The organism is Tateyamaria sp. LSS28, from assembly GCF_059611725.1.
The window spans coordinates 779,822-796,833 of record NZ_JCAPFI010000002.1; the positions used below are offsets into that span (position 1 = coordinate 779,822).

Annotated in this window: 12 protein-coding genes; 3 read left to right on the forward strand and 9 right to left on the reverse strand. The window is 58.3% G+C overall.

Going from position 1 to position 17,012, the window contains the following annotated elements; all coding sequences use genetic code 11:
* The first annotated feature begins 7 nt into the window (after positions 1 to 7).
* Both AC53L6_RS08405 and xylB read left to right on the forward strand, forming a co-directional pair.
* Positions 8 to 976, forward strand: coding sequence for a sugar-binding transcriptional regulator (locus tag AC53L6_RS08405; protein WP_496907518.1), 969 nt, complete (start codon positions 8 to 10; stop codon positions 974 to 976).
* Entirely contained in the window at positions 973 to 2,430 is a 1,458-nt protein-coding gene (gene xylB / locus AC53L6_RS08410) for a xylulokinase (protein ID WP_496907519.1), read from the forward strand. The genes AC53L6_RS08405 and xylB overlap by 4 nt, the downstream gene beginning before the upstream one ends.
* A gap of 407 nt (positions 2,431 to 2,837) precedes the next feature.
* Here xylB and AC53L6_RS08415 read toward each other — a convergent pair whose 3' ends face one another.
* From AC53L6_RS08415 to AC53L6_RS08450, 8 genes are all read right to left on the reverse strand, one after another.
* Complete coding sequence (locus tag AC53L6_RS08415) at positions 2,838 to 6,017, reverse strand: S8 family serine peptidase (RefSeq protein WP_496907520.1); 3,180 nt, start codon at positions 6,015 to 6,017, stop codon at positions 2,838 to 2,840.
* A 324-nt stretch (positions 6,018 to 6,341) separates the two neighbouring features.
* Positions 6,342 to 7,253: a calcium/sodium antiporter gene (locus AC53L6_RS08420; protein ID WP_496907521.1), complete on the reverse strand. Its 912-nt coding sequence runs from the start codon at positions 7,251 to 7,253 to the stop codon at positions 6,342 to 6,344.
* A complete protein-coding gene (locus AC53L6_RS08425) occupies positions 7,253 to 7,852 on the reverse strand; it encodes a histidine phosphatase family protein (RefSeq protein ID WP_496907522.1) in 600 nt (199 codons plus the stop codon). The genes AC53L6_RS08420 and AC53L6_RS08425 overlap by 1 nt, the downstream gene beginning before the upstream one ends.
* Positions 7,852 to 8,910 carry an ABC transporter ATP-binding protein gene (locus AC53L6_RS08430; RefSeq protein ID WP_496907523.1) on the reverse strand — a complete coding sequence of 353 codons (1,059 nt, stop codon included), beginning with the start codon at positions 8,908 to 8,910 and terminating at the stop codon, positions 7,852 to 7,854. Before AC53L6_RS08430 ends, AC53L6_RS08425 begins: the two co-directional genes overlap by 1 nt.
* 9 nt (positions 8,911 to 8,919) lie before the next feature.
* On the reverse strand, positions 8,920 to 10,665 hold the full coding sequence (locus AC53L6_RS08435; protein WP_472726835.1) for an ABC transporter permease: 1,746 nt from the start codon (positions 10,663 to 10,665) through the stop codon (positions 8,920 to 8,922).
* 81 nt (positions 10,666 to 10,746) lie between these two features.
* The gene (locus tag AC53L6_RS08440) at positions 10,747 to 11,868 is read right to left on the reverse strand and encodes an ABC transporter substrate-binding protein (RefSeq protein WP_496907524.1); all 1,122 of its coding nucleotides are present in this window, start codon (positions 11,866 to 11,868) and stop codon (positions 10,747 to 10,749) included.
* Between the two features lie 23 nt (positions 11,869 to 11,891).
* A complete protein-coding gene (locus AC53L6_RS08445) occupies positions 11,892 to 12,728 on the reverse strand; it encodes a MurR/RpiR family transcriptional regulator (RefSeq protein ID WP_496907525.1) in 837 nt (278 codons plus the stop codon).
* A 452-nt stretch (positions 12,729 to 13,180) separates the two neighbouring features.
* Positions 13,181 to 14,758, reverse strand: a complete 1,578-nt coding sequence (locus tag AC53L6_RS08450; RefSeq protein ID WP_496907551.1) for a lysine--tRNA ligase — start codon at positions 14,756 to 14,758, stop codon at positions 13,181 to 13,183.
* A 144-nt stretch (positions 14,759 to 14,902) separates the two neighbouring features.
* Here AC53L6_RS08450 and AC53L6_RS08455 point away from each other — a divergent pair, with 144 nt between their 5' ends.
* The gene (locus AC53L6_RS08455; protein ID WP_299205837.1) at positions 14,903 to 15,325 is read left to right on the forward strand and encodes a tellurite resistance TerB family protein; all 423 of its coding nucleotides are present in this window, start codon (positions 14,903 to 14,905) and stop codon (positions 15,323 to 15,325) included.
* A 109-nt stretch (positions 15,326 to 15,434) separates the two neighbouring features.
* Here AC53L6_RS08455 and AC53L6_RS08460 read toward each other — a convergent pair whose 3' ends face one another.
* The gene (locus AC53L6_RS08460) at positions 15,435 to 16,955 is read right to left on the reverse strand and encodes an MAC/perforin domain-containing protein (RefSeq protein WP_496907526.1); all 1,521 of its coding nucleotides are present in this window, start codon (positions 16,953 to 16,955) and stop codon (positions 15,435 to 15,437) included.
* Between the last annotated feature and the right edge of the window lie 57 nt (positions 16,956 to 17,012).

The window sequence follows — 17,012 nt, forward strand, 5'->3', positions numbered from 1 at the left end:
ACCGAAGATGTCGCGCCAAACAAAGACTGAGATTCTCGACGCAAATGAACAGCTTCTGGTGCGGCTGGCATGGGCCTGTGAGGTTCAGGGCATGACCCAAGCGCAGGCGGCCGAACAGTTCGGCGTAACGCGGTTGCGGGTCAATAAATCGCTGGCTGAGGCGCGCGAGCGCGGCATCGTGCGGGTGACAATCAACTCCTCCTTTGGGCCCTGCATCGAACTGGAAGAGCAGTTGCGCGACCGGTTCGGTCTGGACACTGCGACTGTGGCCCCGGTGGGCGGCGAAGATTTCAAGCTTTATACAGTATTGGGCGCGGCCCTGGGCCAGTTTCTCAACCGCCTGCTCGAACGTCCTGAGATTAAACTGTTTGGTATGTCCTGGGGTAACACGCTGAACATGGCGACCCGGTATATGGAGCCGATGAACCGTCCTGACCTTGAGATCACATCGGTGATGGGCGGGCTTACCAAAGGGTCAGACGTCAACAGCTACGAAATCACGACCCGCTTGGCAGATCTATGCAACGCACAGCACAGCTATTTCACCGCACCTGTTTATGCCTCCAGCATGGCCTCCCGCGAAATCCTGGAGCAGCAACAGGAATTCAAAGGGTCGATCGAAAAGATCCGCGCGGCTGACGGTCTGGCCCTGGCTGCGGGCGACATGAAGAACTCGCTTTTGTTGGCGGATGGTCTACCGCAGGATATCAAAACCAGTGATCTGGTGCAGGCGGGCGCTGTCGGTGACATCATGGGGTATTTTCTGCGTGCAGATGGTGGCTTGATTCACCATGAAATCAACGACCGCGTGCTGGGGATCAAGCTGACGGACCTGGATGATTTGTCGAACGTAATCGTTGCCGCCGGCGGTGCAGAGAAAGTACCAATCATGCGCGCCATATTGCTGCGTGGCTGTGTCAATCACCTCGTGACGGACGAGCATACGGCACGCGGCTTGCTTGTGGCATCTGCATGATCTTCGCTGGTATCGACCTCGGCACGTCGGGGATCAAGATCGCGCTGGTGGACGAGGATGGCGTCTGCCTCGCTTCTGCTGCGCGACCTTCCCCCGTTGATATTCCCCAAGCCGGGTGGAGCCAGCAGGACCCCGACCAATGGTGGACCCTCAGTCGCGACATCTTTGATGAGTTGGCTGCGACCCACCCGGACCTGATGCACCGTCTCACAGGGATTTCCCTATCGGGTCATATGCTGGGGCCAGTGCTGCTGGACAAGGCGAACCGACCGACCACGCCTTGCATTCTGTGGAACGATCAACGCTCCATTCTGGAATGCGCCGACTTGTTGGCGAAAGTACCGGATATCGGCTGGCGTACAAATGGGCATCCGGACCCCGGCCTTGGCGCACCGAAGCTGCTTTGGCTGGCCAAGCATATGCCCGAGGTCTTGGACCGCGCAGATGTGCTGATGCTGCCGAAAGACTATGTTGCCCTGCAGCTGACCGGCGAAAGAGCAACGGAATACAGCGATGCGTCCGGGACGATGCTCCTGGATTGCGCCACGTGCGACTGGGATGACGAACTGCTCGCCGCCGCAGGTTGGGACCGTGCGCGCCTGCCGCCCTTGTTACAGTCCTGCGATGTGGCTGGGCAGCTAAAACCAGACCTGTGTAAACGCTGGAAGACGCCAAATGTTGTTTTGGTCGCGGCTGGCAGCGGGGACAATTATGCAGCGGCCCTTGGTGTGGGGGCGGCGGTGTCCGGGCGTGCGGCACTCAGCATCGGGACATCGGGTGTCTTATGCGCCGCAGACAACGACTTCCATCCGGCACCCGAACAAGCCGTCCTGACAACCCCTCATGCGGCACCGGGCCTTTTCTTGTCGATGGGGGTGGTGATGTCAGCCACGCAATCGCTGGATTGGTTGAGCCGCCTGACATCCGTGTCAGCCCCAGATCTGGCCACATTGGCCGAGGCCCGCGCGGCAGAAGGGATCGGGGATCTGCCGATTTCGCGTCCATCGGTCACTGGCGTGCGCACGCCAGACAACAGACCGGACGCGCAAGCCTTTCTCGGTGGGCTTACAGCGGGGCACGATGCCGCAGACGTGGCCTATGCCATCCTCGAGGGTGTAGCGATGCAATTCTACGCGGCATACAGCGCTCAAAAGGCGGCCAACGTTCCGATGGATACCCTTGCCGCCGTTGGGGGAGGTACGCGCTCAGTATTTTGGGTCTCGTTGATCGCGACTCTTTTCGACACGGAGATCAGCATCCCCGAACAAGGCGATATCTCCGCCTGCCTTGGTGCCGCGCGTATGGCCCAAGCCGCCGTTGCTCCTGCTGAGCGCGATACGATCTTGTCGCGCAAGAACAGAAGCAAAACCACAGCACGTCCAATAAAGTCCCTTAGCGGTCCTCTTTTTGAAAGGTATCAGTGGCACCGCGACCTGCCATTTTCAGTGATCTGATGGGTTCGATCTGCTGGCACGCGTTACGGGCAGGTTCACGCGACCAGTGCCCAAACCGGTTCGTCCATATTGGATGGTGACTGTTTTCCAATGCAGATGTGCTGCGCTCTTTTCACTTCGAGTGGCGATGCGCCGTGCAGTGTTCTGGTCGCAGCAGTCATTCCAAAAGCACTTTCCAATACCACGATATGGGTGTCACTCTAGGCTTTCATTGTGTGCACAGAAATTGAGAATTGGCTCTTTCACATCCGGAGAACAAAGCCGGTGGTTCAGTTGCATCACAGAAAATTTCAGCAGAATCCTCTTCTAACAGGAAACATACCGATTTCTTAACAACGTGGACTGGTAAGGAGACAGTGATAATGGCAGCTGCAAGCTAAGTTGCAGCTGCCATTCTTGGATATCGACTAGTACTGGATTGCGTATCCGGCAGCCAGTTCGCCGTCGCTGCGGCGTTGCGTGATCCGCAGTTCCGCGCCAGAACCGCGCGCCTCGGGCGATCCGATCATTAACGGAAACAATTGACGTTCGCCGGCCGAGACAGGCAATTCGTAGACAGAACCGCCGCGCAACACCACAACCTCTTTGCCCTTGTACTTCGAGATCGTAGCGGCGCTGCGTGGCCGTTCAAACTGATCACGAAGCCGAAAGCGCGTGCTGGGTGAGACAAGCATTTCCAGACGGCGATTATCGACAAGCTCCAACTCCATCAATGCTTCGGAACGGAACGTAATGCCGCCCAGAAATTCACGTCCGAGAGCCTTGATTTCCGGCTTGTCAGGCGCTTCTTCTACGGCGCCAAGCGGTGGCAGATCAGACTTCACCGCACCTTCTTTGACGGTTCTAAGCAATTGCGCCATCAGCTTTTCGTCACCAAGGCACAGTATGATCCGTTCGTTTTGACGGAACCTGCTTGCATCCACAACAAGCGACCGCGTGCGTCCACCGGACATGAAACCACCGATGATCCCCGTCAGGTCAGACGATGAATCGGTTGCATCGTCGATGGTGATATTCCGCTGGCAGATGTTGTTGAACCGCCGAATATCGATCGCACTGCCGCTGGCGGCGACGGGGCCATCATGTGGTGACGCCTCAAGCAATAGGCACGGATGCCAATTTACGGTCGACCCACTCACCATAACGCTTGCAGGCGGGATAAGGGCTTCTGGCCACGTCATTTTGACAATGCGATCTTCGCCGGGCAGCAGATCATCCACCCGAATTTCGTCAATCAGATAGGTGCCAGGCACCAATGGGTTTGGGATAGGGTCGCCGGGACGAATGGAGGGAATGAATTCCTGAGGATAGCGGAATTCAAACCCGGCGTAGTGGCAGATCATGCCACGCACATAGACTTCTGTCGCTGTGGCAACGCCGGTGTTCCTGACCCGCGCAAAGACATAGTTGTCTTGGCCCCGGACCGCGTTTTGATGCGGTGGGTTGGCATTGTAGGCCAGCGCAGGGATCGGATCGTTTGTCGCCCGAACCCAGATGTCGGGACTATGTGCATGCCAGCCTGGCGATGGAACAGCGCCCGTGTCGCTCTGGTTTTCACGCACCACCACATCGGACGCAAACGCGCCGTCGCGGGCTGCAATAACGGCTGCATCAACATTGACACGGCCATAGCCATACCACTGTGAAAACTCAGCAACACCGTCGCCATCATTGTCGACGTAGCTCCCGGTTGGATCAGTATTGCCGGCATGGATACGCACCGCAGTTGTCCGCAGGATATTGCGCACTTGGATCCAATTCAGTGACGGATCCATCGATAGAACAAGCGCTGCGGTGCCTGCAATGGTAGGTGAGGCATGACTGGTGCCGCCAAAGTTGGTGCTATAGTCATTCGCAATTGCCGGTGGCACAGCGCCGTTCAGCGCACCTGTGCCGACATTGACGGTTGTTGTCGTCGGGTCCACCAAGCCGCCATCATAGGCGGTATGAGACGGCGCAACGATGTCCATCTCAGGTCCAAACGGGTTATAAAGCGCGCGTTGATCGGTGATCGCGGCAATATTGGTGGTGTTCCCGCTGGGATCCGGGCCGCTGCTGTTGGTGGGATTTGTTGGATTGGCACCGATACTTGCCCCAACCGCAACCGTCCGTTCATAAGACGCAAAGCGGCGAACATTGGTGAACTGCACGTAGCCCAGGTTGCCGGTCGAAAAAGTCACAACACAACCGCGGCCATTGCGACCATAAACGGTCAGAAAATCAAAGCAGTCGCGCAGCGCGTTAGACAAAGCACCGTTGGTGACGCCCCAGGAATTGGCAATGACGTCAGCGGGCTGCGTTGGGACTGCCGGAAACGCCACGTTGGTGTTTCCGGTGTTGAACCCAGCAGACCAGATAAACGCATCCGCCATTTCAATCCCTGTCGCCGGGTTCGCGATCCTGCCCCCGATGAGGCGACAATTCGGGGCAACCCCCGCGACACCAAGATTGTTGCTAAACGCCGCCGTTGCGGTTCCAGAAGTCTGCGTACCATGCGACCCACTCAGCCCAGCCACGGTTTGCGTCGTCAGATTGTTGAAATTGAAGGAGGTGAGCATTTTGGATGCCCCGTCCGTCAGGTTCGCCGTCAAATCAGGGTGGTTCGGGGTGACACCGTTCACATCAAAAACAGCGATACAAATGTCCGGGCTACCGCCACGCAGATTGACATCGATGTCGTCCATGGTGTCCCACGCTTCATCCGCATTGATCAACGGCAGGTGGTCCTGCAGGCCATATAGCGTGTCGTTCGGCGTAAAGGCATCGTTTTCGATGACGTACAGGATCTGTGGTTCCGCGTAGTCTACCTCTTTCATATTGTTGAGCTTTTCGGCCAGCTCAAGCAAGTCATAGTCAGGTAGCCCGGCACGTTCGACCATGTAAGCATTGCCTGCATAATCGACCGTTCGCTGAATACGCAGGCCAAATTCACGCAGAATTTTCTTGGCCACATCATCGCCGACATCACCGCCAAAACGGACAACCATTTCATTCGTCAAACCCTGCAGGGGGTTTTCCTTGCCGCGTTCGATTACGGCACCAAAGATCACATTTGCATCGCGACGGGCCGCGAGGCGGGCAAAACCGCTGAGCGCTTGGGTCGCGTTATCGATGCCATCGGGCGTTTCGATCAGAACAAAATCGCTGTCCAATGGTTGATCAGCGCTGTCCGTCATCTTGAGATCAAGGCGTTTAAGTCCGGCTTCTTCCAGCAGCTCATCGACTTCAAACTTGCTTTCTTCACCCATACGAACCGTCGCAAGGACCGCATCCTGCCTGCCGCGAAAGTGCATGGGACCATCAGCAGAAGGATAATGTGGGTCGTTTTTGCGGCCTAACGATACGACAGCTGAATTCGGCCCCGGCGTCAGATGAACCTCGCGGCTGACAGGTTCCAAAGTCGACACTTCGGGTTTCACCGTTAGCGTGTAGGTTCCCGGTTTGATTTTTGGTGCCTCGAACGCGCCATGCGCATTCAGCTTGAGGCCCTGCTCATCTTCTCTTCCAGTGAGTGTCACACTGGCCTTGGTAACGGTTTTCGCATCGCGATCCGTGAGGAAAACTTGAAGGGATGTTAGACGTGTCATAATGCATCTCCTAGAAATTGAATTTTCATAAAAATGTAAGTCGTCGAAATTTGACGAGAGGTCGTTTCGTCGGGCTAAAAAATCCCAATACCTCTGCGCCAATCATATACGGCATCGCCTGAAATTGTTAGTCAGGAATCCCGTACCGGAGAATTTCGAGGGCCATTTTTGGGTTAGCTTCTGGTATCGGCCACAGGCGCAACCGCAGTGAAAGCCGAGTATGTTCCACCTTTCACTAGACCCAACAACCATGCTCGTTTCACAAGATGAATCCATCCCGAGATTTGTCCATTGGGGCCTCATTCAGGACCAAAGACTTGATGTTTAAAGGAGAAAGACAACTGCATACCCCACAAGCATGACGGAGGCTTCCTTCCTGCTCAGTACAAAACCGGTTCGCAGAAAGACAAGTGAAACAAGCGAGGCTACGACCATGATCGGAATCCAGTAGTCAATGAAGCTATCTGCGACCGTCACCGGGGCGACCAGTGCTGCACTTCCCAAAACGATCGTGCCGTTGAACACGTTGCTGCCCAGTATTCCACCCAGGATCAGATCGGGTTGGCGTCTCAGGGCAGCGGCGACACAGGCCGCCATTTCAGGAAGAGACGTGCCAATCGCTACAGCGGTCAAACCGATCAAAGCCTCGGAAATTCCCAGACTGCCAGCGAGCCCGACAGCCCCGTCTATGAACAGATACGCCCCGACGGGTAGGGCGATCAGCGCAGCGACGCACCAGCCAATAGCAGTGGCGAGTCCTTCTGTGCCGTTCGTTTCTGCGTTCTCCTCGTCCTCCAGGGAATGCCAACGCAGCAGCAAGTAGATGGCCATTCCCAGAAGCAGTATTGCTGCATCTGTCCGCGAAACAACCGCATCTTGCACAACGACGCCGAAAGACAGCGCCGCCAAAAGCATTGCACCGCCGTCGACGCGCAAGATATCCGAGGCAATGGCAAGCGGTTTGATCAGAGCCGCAAGCGCCAGCACGAGAAGCAGATTTGCGATATTGCTGCCAACGACATTGCCGACTGCAACATCGGGTGCGGCAGAAAGCATGGCCTGCACCGCGACGAACAATTCGGGCGCCGAGGTGCCAAATCCCATGACCACAAAGGCCACAATGACGAGCGGTATCCTGAATTCCACCGCAAGCCGTTGGATACCGTCAACAAGCCAATCCCCGCCATAGAAAAGGAGCGTTCCGCCAAGGGCCAGGAACAGCAGGGACACACCCATCAGTCCGGCGCCCCGAAATCAAGGTCGTCGGGGCGGTAATTGAGCAACTCAATCCGGGGTGATTTGCCGTTTCCCAGCCGCAGTGCTGTCAGGCTTGCGGGTGCAGCGGGGATGATATGTGCGGGCTGAAGCCCGACATAGCGTTGAAGAAGGGCGCGGATGACGCCGCCGTGGCAGACGACAAGCAGATTTGTGCAAGGCTCACGGCGCTCATCCTCGATCACGGCGCTGACGCGGTCGGCGAAATCGGACCATGGCTCACCTCCCGGCGGCACGGCCGTGCCCGCGCGCCAGCCTTGATAGCCGTCTTCATCTTCCTTGCGAATGTCCGCTATGGCGCGGCCCGTCCAATCTCCAACATCAATTTCGCGCAGCCCTTTTGAAAGGCGCGGGGCGTCAACGCCGAGGTGCCGACTGGTCTGGCGCACGCGCTTCAGATCAGAGGCAACGGTGCGGCAGGGCGCGATGCCTTCGATCACGGGCCGCAAGGTATCTGCCTGGGATTTACCAAGCTCCGAAAGACCGATGTCGGCCTGTCCCTGAAGACGGCGGGCGGCATTCCATTCTGATTGCCCATGGCGGACCAGCAGCAGGCGCATCAACCGATCCTCTTGCCGTCGGGCGCGAACCAACTGTCCGGTTCGGTGGGCAGGCGGAACTGCACGGTCTCACCGATCCGAACCGCAGGAGCGTGATCGACAATGGCGGTCAAGCGCAGCCCGTCGCGCAGTCCGGTGACCATGGTGCGCCCCGCGATGGTACTGGTCTCTACCAATTCCATGGGCAGTGTGGTGTCGTCTGCCTGATCGCTCACTGTCATGTTCTCGGCTCGGAACATCGCCATGCATTCATCTGCAGGCGGTGACAGCGTCATGTGACGGCCCCCGACCTTGTAGCCTGCGCCGTTTTTGACAACAGGCACCATGTTGTTCGGCGGCGTCCCGACAAAGGTGGCGACAAAGGCGGTCTCGGGCCGGTTGATCAGGTCGGCTGGGGCGCCGAATTGCTGGACACGACCCTGATCCATGACGGCGACATGGGTGGCCATGGTCATCGCCTCGATCTGGTCGTGAGTGACGTAGACAGTCGTCGCTCCGGTGGCGCGGTGCAGGCGCATGAGTTCGGTCCGCATCTCGACCCTGAGTTTCGCGTCGAGATTTGAAAGCGGCTCGTCAAACAGCAGTACCGACGGTTTTGGCGCAATGGTGCGGGCGATGGCGACGCGCTGTTGTTGTCCGCCCGAAATCTCGTTTGGGTAACGGTCGGCAAGGCTTGCGATCTCCAGCAGGTCCAGCACCTCGCGTATGCGTTCGCTGCGCTCGGCTTTGGGCATCGACATGACCTTGAGCGGCCAGTCCACGTTTCCCCGCACCGACATATGGGGCCAGAGCGCGTAGGACTGAAACACCAGGCCCGAGTTCCGCTTGGCCGGATCCACTGCCCAACCCCGGTCGCCATCCGAAACCGTCTGGCCATCAAAGACGATCTGCCCTTCGGATGGCAATTCCAACCCGGCGAGCATTCGCAAGAGCGTAGTTTTGCCACAACCCGATGGGCCAAGAAGGACAAGGAACGCGCCATCCGGTACAGAGATCGAGACGTTCTTGACCGCCTGAAACTTCCCAAAGCGTTTGGTGAGATTGCGTATTTCCAGCATGAGAGACCTTTAGTTTTTCAGCCAGGGCTGGGATTTGGATTGCAGCCTGCTGGCAAGCAGGCTGGCGGCAATAGAGACGAACAGGATCACAACCGTGATCGCATTGGCGAACTGCGCAAACCCTTCGGAGGCATAGCGATAGGCCACCACGGACAGGACCGGCATCGTCGGCGTAAACAACAGCACCACCAGCGACAGGTCTCGGACGATTTTCACAAAGATCAGGATACCGCCCGCCGTCAGCCCCCGGATTGCCAGCGGGACGGTGATTGCGCTGAGGCGGCGCGCGAACCCGGCACCGGTCATGCGGGCGCTCTCCTCAAGCTCACCGCCCACTTGCTGAATAACGGCGCGCCCGGTTTGCACCGAAAACGGCAGCAGGTAAGCGGTGGCCGCAATGACCAGCAGCGCGAAAGTGCCGTAGAGTGCGGGCAAGGGCCCAATCGGCGCACCGAGATAGGCAATGTAAGCCGCGCCAAAGGCAATGCCCGGCACCAGAAGCGGCAGGAAGCTGATTTGCGTGATCGCCGCTGACATCCAGCCTTCGCGGTAGCGCGCTGTGGTGTAGGAGGCGAGCAGGCCCACGAACATGCCCGTAAAGGCGACCGCTGCACCGAGGGCCAGCGTAATCGTAAGTGCACGCACGATGTTTTCGTTAAATGCGATTCCTGGGATGCCTTGGGCAAAGCTTTGATCGCTTTGACCGATCCAATAGTGCAGCGTCCAGCCCGAAAAGAGGTTGGCCGAGGAAGGCGCGAGGCTGGACGCAACAAGGACGATCACCGGCACCACTGTCGCAGCCACCAGGATCACCATTGCGATGGCAAAGAGAGGCCAGCGGGCCCCGCGCAGATCGAACCGTTTGGCCCGCCCGCCCTTGCCGGTGATCGTGGCGTAGGACCGGCGGCCGGACACCAACCGGTTGCCTGCCCAAAGGAAGGCGGCCGAAATCAGCACCAAGAGGATGCCGATCACATAGCCGCGCCCGACCTGACCCACTTCGATCATGCCAAACAGCCGGGTCGAGAGCGTTTGCATCCGTACGGGCAACCCAAGGAGCGCGGGTGTCGCGAAGTTCGACACAGCCCCTGCAAAGCAAAGTGATCCAGCAGCAACCAGCGCGGGCATGGTGACGGGCAGGACAATGCCCATCAGGATGCGCCGCCCTTTCGCGCCTGCGATTTGTGCGGCCTCGACAAGATCCGAGTTCACAGTCGCCAGAGCGGCGGCGATGATGGTGAACGCCAGGCTGAAATAGTGCAGCGTGAGCACGATCAGGGTGGGCACAATGCCCCAGGCCAGCCAATCGGGGATGTCGGCGCCCATGCCCTGCACCCATCCCACTTGCCCGCCGACCCGGTCATTGCGGAACAATGCGCCCCACGCCAGGGCCGCTGCAAAGGATGGGATCATGAAGGGCAGCGTCGCCATCACGCCGATGGTCTTGCGAAACGGGACATTGGTCATCACCACAAGCCAGGCCAGAAAGCCACCCAGCAGGATACAGCCCGTGCCCACGACCACACCGATCAAAAGCGTATTGCCCAAGGGCTTGTAGAACAGGTTTGTGGACAGACGTCCGCTCAGCACATCGCTCCAGGCACGGATCGTGTCGGGCTGGAACGTAAAAAGAACGGTGCGCAGCAGGGGGAGAACAATCAGTGCGATCAGGATGGCAAGAACCACCGTCTTGAGCACCGTGCCCGGCCCGAACAGCACGCGTCGTCCCTGTCCAGTTACGGCTGTATCCGCCATCGAGGTCATCCTTGCAGTCTTGGAATGGAAAGAGGCGGGGGCCGGTGTGCTGCCACGCCAGCCCCCGCCGGCAGGCAAGCGCTATTGCAGCGTCAGAACGAGATCACCGACGTCGGCGCGGATCGTCGCCGTTTCCGCTGGGGCGATCCGCCATGCGGTGAAGTCGTCGAGCGGGACAGCGTCCGGATGCGGGGGGATATCGGTTCGGGTAACGTAGTCGCCAGCCACGTAGAAGGGGGCAAGGCCGGGACCGCCGGTCTCAGTCTCGTCACCCATCAGGAAGTCGATGACCAGACGGGCGGCGGCAGGGTTCTGCGGCTCGGACGCGAGCGCGAGTACGGCGGGAAAGATGATGCCTGGTGCGGGTACGACGCTGTTGGCAACCTGCAGTGCCCAGCCCTCATCGGCGTTGTCGCGGCGATCGGAGTAGCTTGTGAAACCCACCGGCGGGTTGTCCTGCCCAATTGCGCCCACAGCGACATTCACATCATCGGTTGACCCGACAAGGATCAGGTCGTTCCCAAACAGGTCGATGATGAAACGTTCACCCGCATTGGCAGCACCATCCAGATCAATGGCCTGTCCAAAGTGCACCTCGTATGCGGTGGTCATCTCGTCCGCGCGCAGCACGATCTCGGTCATCAAATCGAGGTAGTCGCCACGTTGCAGCGGATCCACCATGACGACGCGGCCGCGCCAATCGTCCGTCGTCAACGCCCACAGGTTGTCGATGGGTGCGCCATCTGGGTTCGATTCTTCGTTATACATCAGGACCTTGGTGGACAGCCGCTGTGCCAGAAGCGGGCTGCGGTACTCTTCTGGTACACGGTCGGCCACGCGGGGCGGCACGTAGGGCGCGATGATCCCGGTCTCCAAAAGCTCGGTCAAAACAACCGGAGTATCGGAGATGTAGATAACGTCTGCGTTTGTCACACCCGCCTGTGCCTCGGCCTTCAGGCGCGCGATCTGCTCGGTCGATGAAATGTCGAACCCCTGCAGATCAATGCCCGGATACGCCTCTTCAAAAGCGGCTTCGACCCGGCCAATTCGGCTGGTGAAGGAGTAGACGACGACCGCTCCTTCCTCCTGCGCGCGCGGCAACAAGTCCTGCGGCGTCATGTTGTCGATGTGCCCATCAGCCAGAGCGGCGGTAGACAAAAGAATACCTATCGCGCCGAGGCGCGTCGCAGTCAGTCGTTTCATGTTTTGCTCCCGTGGGCCCTAGATCATTCGAACCGCTCGATCAGCTGGCCCAGCCGGTCGAGCTTCTTCAGCGTCTCCTCTTTCGCTGTAAGACCTGCCGCGATGACGATGGCATTGCAGACCGTCATCGGAACGATCAGTGTCTGGAACGCATCCGGATCACCTGATCGCGGCGCGGCAAGTAGGTAGTCGGGACTGGGCGCGAGAAGTGCGCCGGATTTGCCCGAAATCACAATCGTCTTCGCGCCTGTCTCTCGGGCAACCTCTACCAACGCGGCATATCCCCGGGGTTGCCGACGAAACGCAAAGTTCAGCACCACGTCACCGGGGCCAATGCCCAAGAGGTGTTCGGCCATTCCGCGCGGATCCGACATAAGATGTTGGACATCCTTGCCGAAACGGCGAAAGCGCTTGACCATCATCAACGCCAGGACTTCCGCATTGCCGTAGCCATAGACAAAGATGCGCCGCGCACCCATCAACAGACCCGCCACTTCGGCGATCTGGTCGGCGTTGATGAACTCCTCGATCCGTCCAAGCGCCTGGGCCTCGTCAAGTGCCAGCTTGCCCAGGATCGTTTCCGGCGTGTTTGTCGTGATGGTCTTTTCAAACCGGGTCGCGGTCTCATGCGTCGCGATGAATTCCTCACGCAGGGCATCACGAAACGAAGCGTAACCATCAAACCCAAGTTTTTTTGCAAGACGCGATGCGGTTGCTTCATGCACACCAACGGCGCGTGCCAATTCCCCGGCCGTCCCGAGGGCTGCAGCCGTCGGCTTTTCTATCACCGTTTCCACGAGTCGGCGTTCGCTCGGCGTCAAGCTCGGCGCCTGATCTGATATCTTGTCAATGAGGGACACGGCAGTCTTCCAGGGATCGTTTCGCAACGATACTTGCATGATTCATAAATTTTTGCAAGATGACTTGCAGAAAGCTCTGCAAGCCTTCATTGGCGATCCAGCCGACTGGCGGAGTTGCCGCTTCGAATAGTTATGATCGCGCCTCTGCAGCGAATGTCCAGAACGATGGCTCAGCTACTGGCAGGTCTTCAATGGAGACAACGCAATCCCCGCTTTGGTCCGCAGATCCACCATTGCCTCAGTAGTCACCGGCCTTCCGTCAAAACTGACAACAGACGACCGCAGCTGGACCCAAGCCAGCGCCGCCCGCCTTCGGGCAACAGCATGCGTGGCGCATGGTTAATTTCGGCTGAACCCAACGTACGAAAGCCAAGCGGTTGATCCCGCCTGGCTTTCACAAATCACTTAAGTTTCAATGATATGACCGAACACCCTGTCCCCGCGGGGACAGATCAGCCCACCAGCTCTCCGGCCAGCCCTTTTTCGATCAGCGCAATGGTCTCCTGCACGCCGTAAAGGGCAATGAACCCACCAAATCGCGGCCCTTGCGAGGCGCCCAAAAGCACCTCGTACAGCGCTGTGAACCAGCCCCGCAGCGGATCGAACCGGTCGCGCCCAACGGCATAGACAACCGACTGCAACGCCTCGTCGTCGATGGGCCCGTCATAGGCTTCCAACTCGGCCTTCAGCGCCTCCAGCGCCTCGCGTTCGGGATCTGTCGGCAGGCGGTACACCTTGGCCGGTTTCACGAAGTCGTTGTAGTAGCGCACCGCGTGCCCCACGGCCTTATCCATGCCTGGATGGGTCTCGGGTCCGGTCTCGGGCGCGTAGCGGCGGATGAACCCCCACAGCTTGTCCTTGTCCTCGGCTTGGCTGACGGAAGCGAGGTTCAGAAGCATCGCAAAGGGCACAACCATATCGCTCTCCGGCACGTCGCCGGAATGGATGTGCCACACCGGGTTCGCCGCCTTGCCCTTGTCGTCCTGCCCCGGATAGGCGCGCAGTTGCTGGTGGTATTCGTCCACCGCCTTCGGGATGACGTCAAAGAACATCCGCTTCGCCGTCTTCGGCTTCTGGTACATGAAATACGACAGCGACTCGGTGCTGGCATAGGTCAGCCATTCATCGATGCTCACCCCGTTGCCCGACGATTTCGAAATCTTCTGTCCCTGATCATCCAAAAACAGCTCATAGCTGAAGTGGTTCGGCGGCTGCACCCCCAGCGCCCGACAGATCGCGTCATAGATCTTTTCGTTGGTGGCGTGTTCCTTGCCGTACATTTCAAAGTCGACACCCAGCGCCGCCCAACGGGCGCCGAAGTCCGGCTTCCACTGCAGCTTCACGTTGCCGCCGGTGACGGGCAGGGTCCATTCCTTGCCGCTCTCATCGTCAAAGGTGACCGTGCCGTTCACCGCATCCACGTGCTTCATCGGCACATACATCACGCGGCGGCTTTCCGGATGCAGCGGCAGGAAGATGGAGTAGCTCGCCGCCCGCTCTTCGCGCAGCGACTTCAGCATGATCTTCATCAGATCATCGTATTTCTCGGCACAGCGCAGCAGGATTTCATCAAACCGGCCAGAGGCATAGAATTCGCGGGCCGAGATGAATTCGTACTCGAACCCGAACGTGTCAAGGAACCGGCGCAGCATGGCGTTGTTGTGATGGCCAAAGCTTTCATGCGTGCCGAACGGGTCTGGCACATCCGTCAGCGGGCGTTGCAGATGCTGTTCCAGCACCTCGGGGTTCGGCACGTTGCCCGGCACCTTGCGCATCCCATCAAGGTCGTCCGAGAAGCAGATCAGCTTGGTCGGGATGTCCGAGATCGCCTCGAACGCGCGGCGCACCATCGTGGTGCGGGCCACTTCGCCAAAGGTGCCGATATGGGGCAGACCCGAGGGGCCATAACCCGTCTCGAACAGGACATATCCTTTCTCCGGCGGCGCCTTTTCATAGCGTTTGAGCAAGCGGCGCGCCTCTTCGAACGGCCAGGCTTTGCTGCTCATCGCGGCGTCACGGAAACTCGACATCTCATATGATCCCATGTGGTGGGCCTGCGCCCTATGCGCGGCCCTGTCTGACTGTCCCCGCAGGGACAATCCCGCCGCTACCTATTGCGGGCTGCCCCAGCCGTCAATATTGAGGGGGAAAGCCCCCAGAAAGGACACCGGACCATGGCCGCTTCACAACTCTCTCTCACGGCGCAGGATGCACTGGTCGCCATGATGATCGCCGTGTCCGCTTCGGACGAGGATATTCGCACCGCCGAACTGGTCAAGATCAACTCGGCCGTGAACAACTTGCCTGTCTTTGCGGGCTATGACCTCGACCGGTTGAACCGGATGGCGCAGATGGTGTTCGACCTCTTCGAACAGGAAGACGGGCTGGATGCGCTCTTTGGCCTCGTGCGCGAGGCGTTGCCAGAGCGCCTGTTCGAAACGGCCTATGCCCTTGCCTGCGACGTGGCAGCCGCTGACGGGACCTTGGACGAGGCCGAACTGCGGCTGCTGGAAGAGATGCGGTACGAGTTGAACATCGACCGGCTGCACGCTGCTGCGATCGAGCGGGGCGCGCGGGCCCGTCACTTGACGTTGTAGTCTCTTCAGAGAAGTAGGAATATTTACAAAGACTTAAAGTCAACCTGGCGCGTGTAGCGCGAGGGGCATCCGTCGCGATACGCGACGAATGCCCTTGTTTGCTTTTTGATCAATCGTTCAGAACCGGGAACGCATAGAACGCAATGCCTTTAGCCGCATTGATCGGATTGGGGTTATGCCAGCACTGGCGTTTGTAAGTAAGAATCTCCGGGACAACGGACAGAGTCCACTGGTTCGGGTTCACATCGGCGCATTGCTGGTAAACCGGAATCGTCCCATCTACATGGGTTTGGTAGGCGTAGAACATGACATTGCCCGTATCCCCAGAAGACGTCGCATGTGGACCCGTTGCCGGGCTGAAGTTCGGATCATAAATCTGTGCGTCTTTCTGAATTGAATACACATAATAGTTGTTGAAATTCGGCTCTGTGACCTGGCCGTAGATGTAGCCGTATACGGGCACCAGCCCGGCATCATCATCCGGGGAGTTTGCCACATAGAACGGGACATTTGACAGATTGCCGTTTCCGACCTGCAGCGGCAGCCAGCACGAATCCGTTTCGGTCGCCAGGTTGTCGTTCAAGGACACCATTTGAAGCTGGCGGTTGTCATGCCCCACACGGAACATGTGGCCATAAAGATACGCGGGCTGAAAGCTTGTATCCGTTTTGAACGTGTTTCCAGCAATGTATGCTTCGAAGGCGGCCTTCAAAGCGTCTGCGCGCGCCTCATTCCCGTCGTCAACAAGGGTCCAGATCGGCGTTAACCCCTCAGATTCCGTGTAGTCGATCAGGTCGAGCGCATCGTTGGAATATGTCAGGCTTTCGACCCATTTTTGAATGCCCTCATGGTCAAATTGTGTCATCGAAGGACCCGTCGACACCACAGTCGCATTTCCACCTACGATGAAGTTTTGGAAATGAGACCCGTCGTAGAAGTGTTGTGCGGATTGCGACAGCGATGTCGTCGTTTTACCCGATGCAAAGACGCCGTAGCTGCCCGTGATCCCTGCCGTCAGCGACTGCGTTGACGACGAGTATTTGGAGAATGTCGACGCGGAGATGAGGATCGATCCACCGAACACGCCACCCGTCAAGAAGTGCGAACCAAACGTCTGGATCACTTCGTCTGCCGTCAACGGGTTTGTGCCTGTGCCGTTAATCGCCTCTTTGACAGTTGGAATGAGATAGGGGCGCAGGTCAGTTAACGGCTGCATCTGCAGCGCGATCATCTGGTACATTGCGTAGTACTGGGTGAACGAAAAGCTGGAACTGTCCATCCGTTGAGCGTTGTATGTGCTGGTGATGGATCCTGCGAAACCGTTGTATTCGCCGGAAGCGTTGATGGAGACCGACAGCTTTTGCGAAAGCTCCTGTGCCGATGTACCTGCGAACACGCGCGCGTTTGAAGTGTGATTGAAGTTCGGGTTGGTGAACTTGGGCAATTTGTAGGTTACACCGGCCTGAGCGTAGGTTGTCATGTCCTTTTCAGGCAATTCGGTGAAATCAAACAGCGCTGCCTTCAGCGCGTTCTGGCTGGCATACGCGCCCTTCACCACGTCGTAGCCTTTGTACATGGCGTTCCAGCCGGGGGGATGGATTGCATCTGCTGGAATTGCTTTGGAAGTCATTGATTTGTCCCTGAGTTCAATCATACCGGGTGACCCTAGGGCGTCTTTGACATTGGA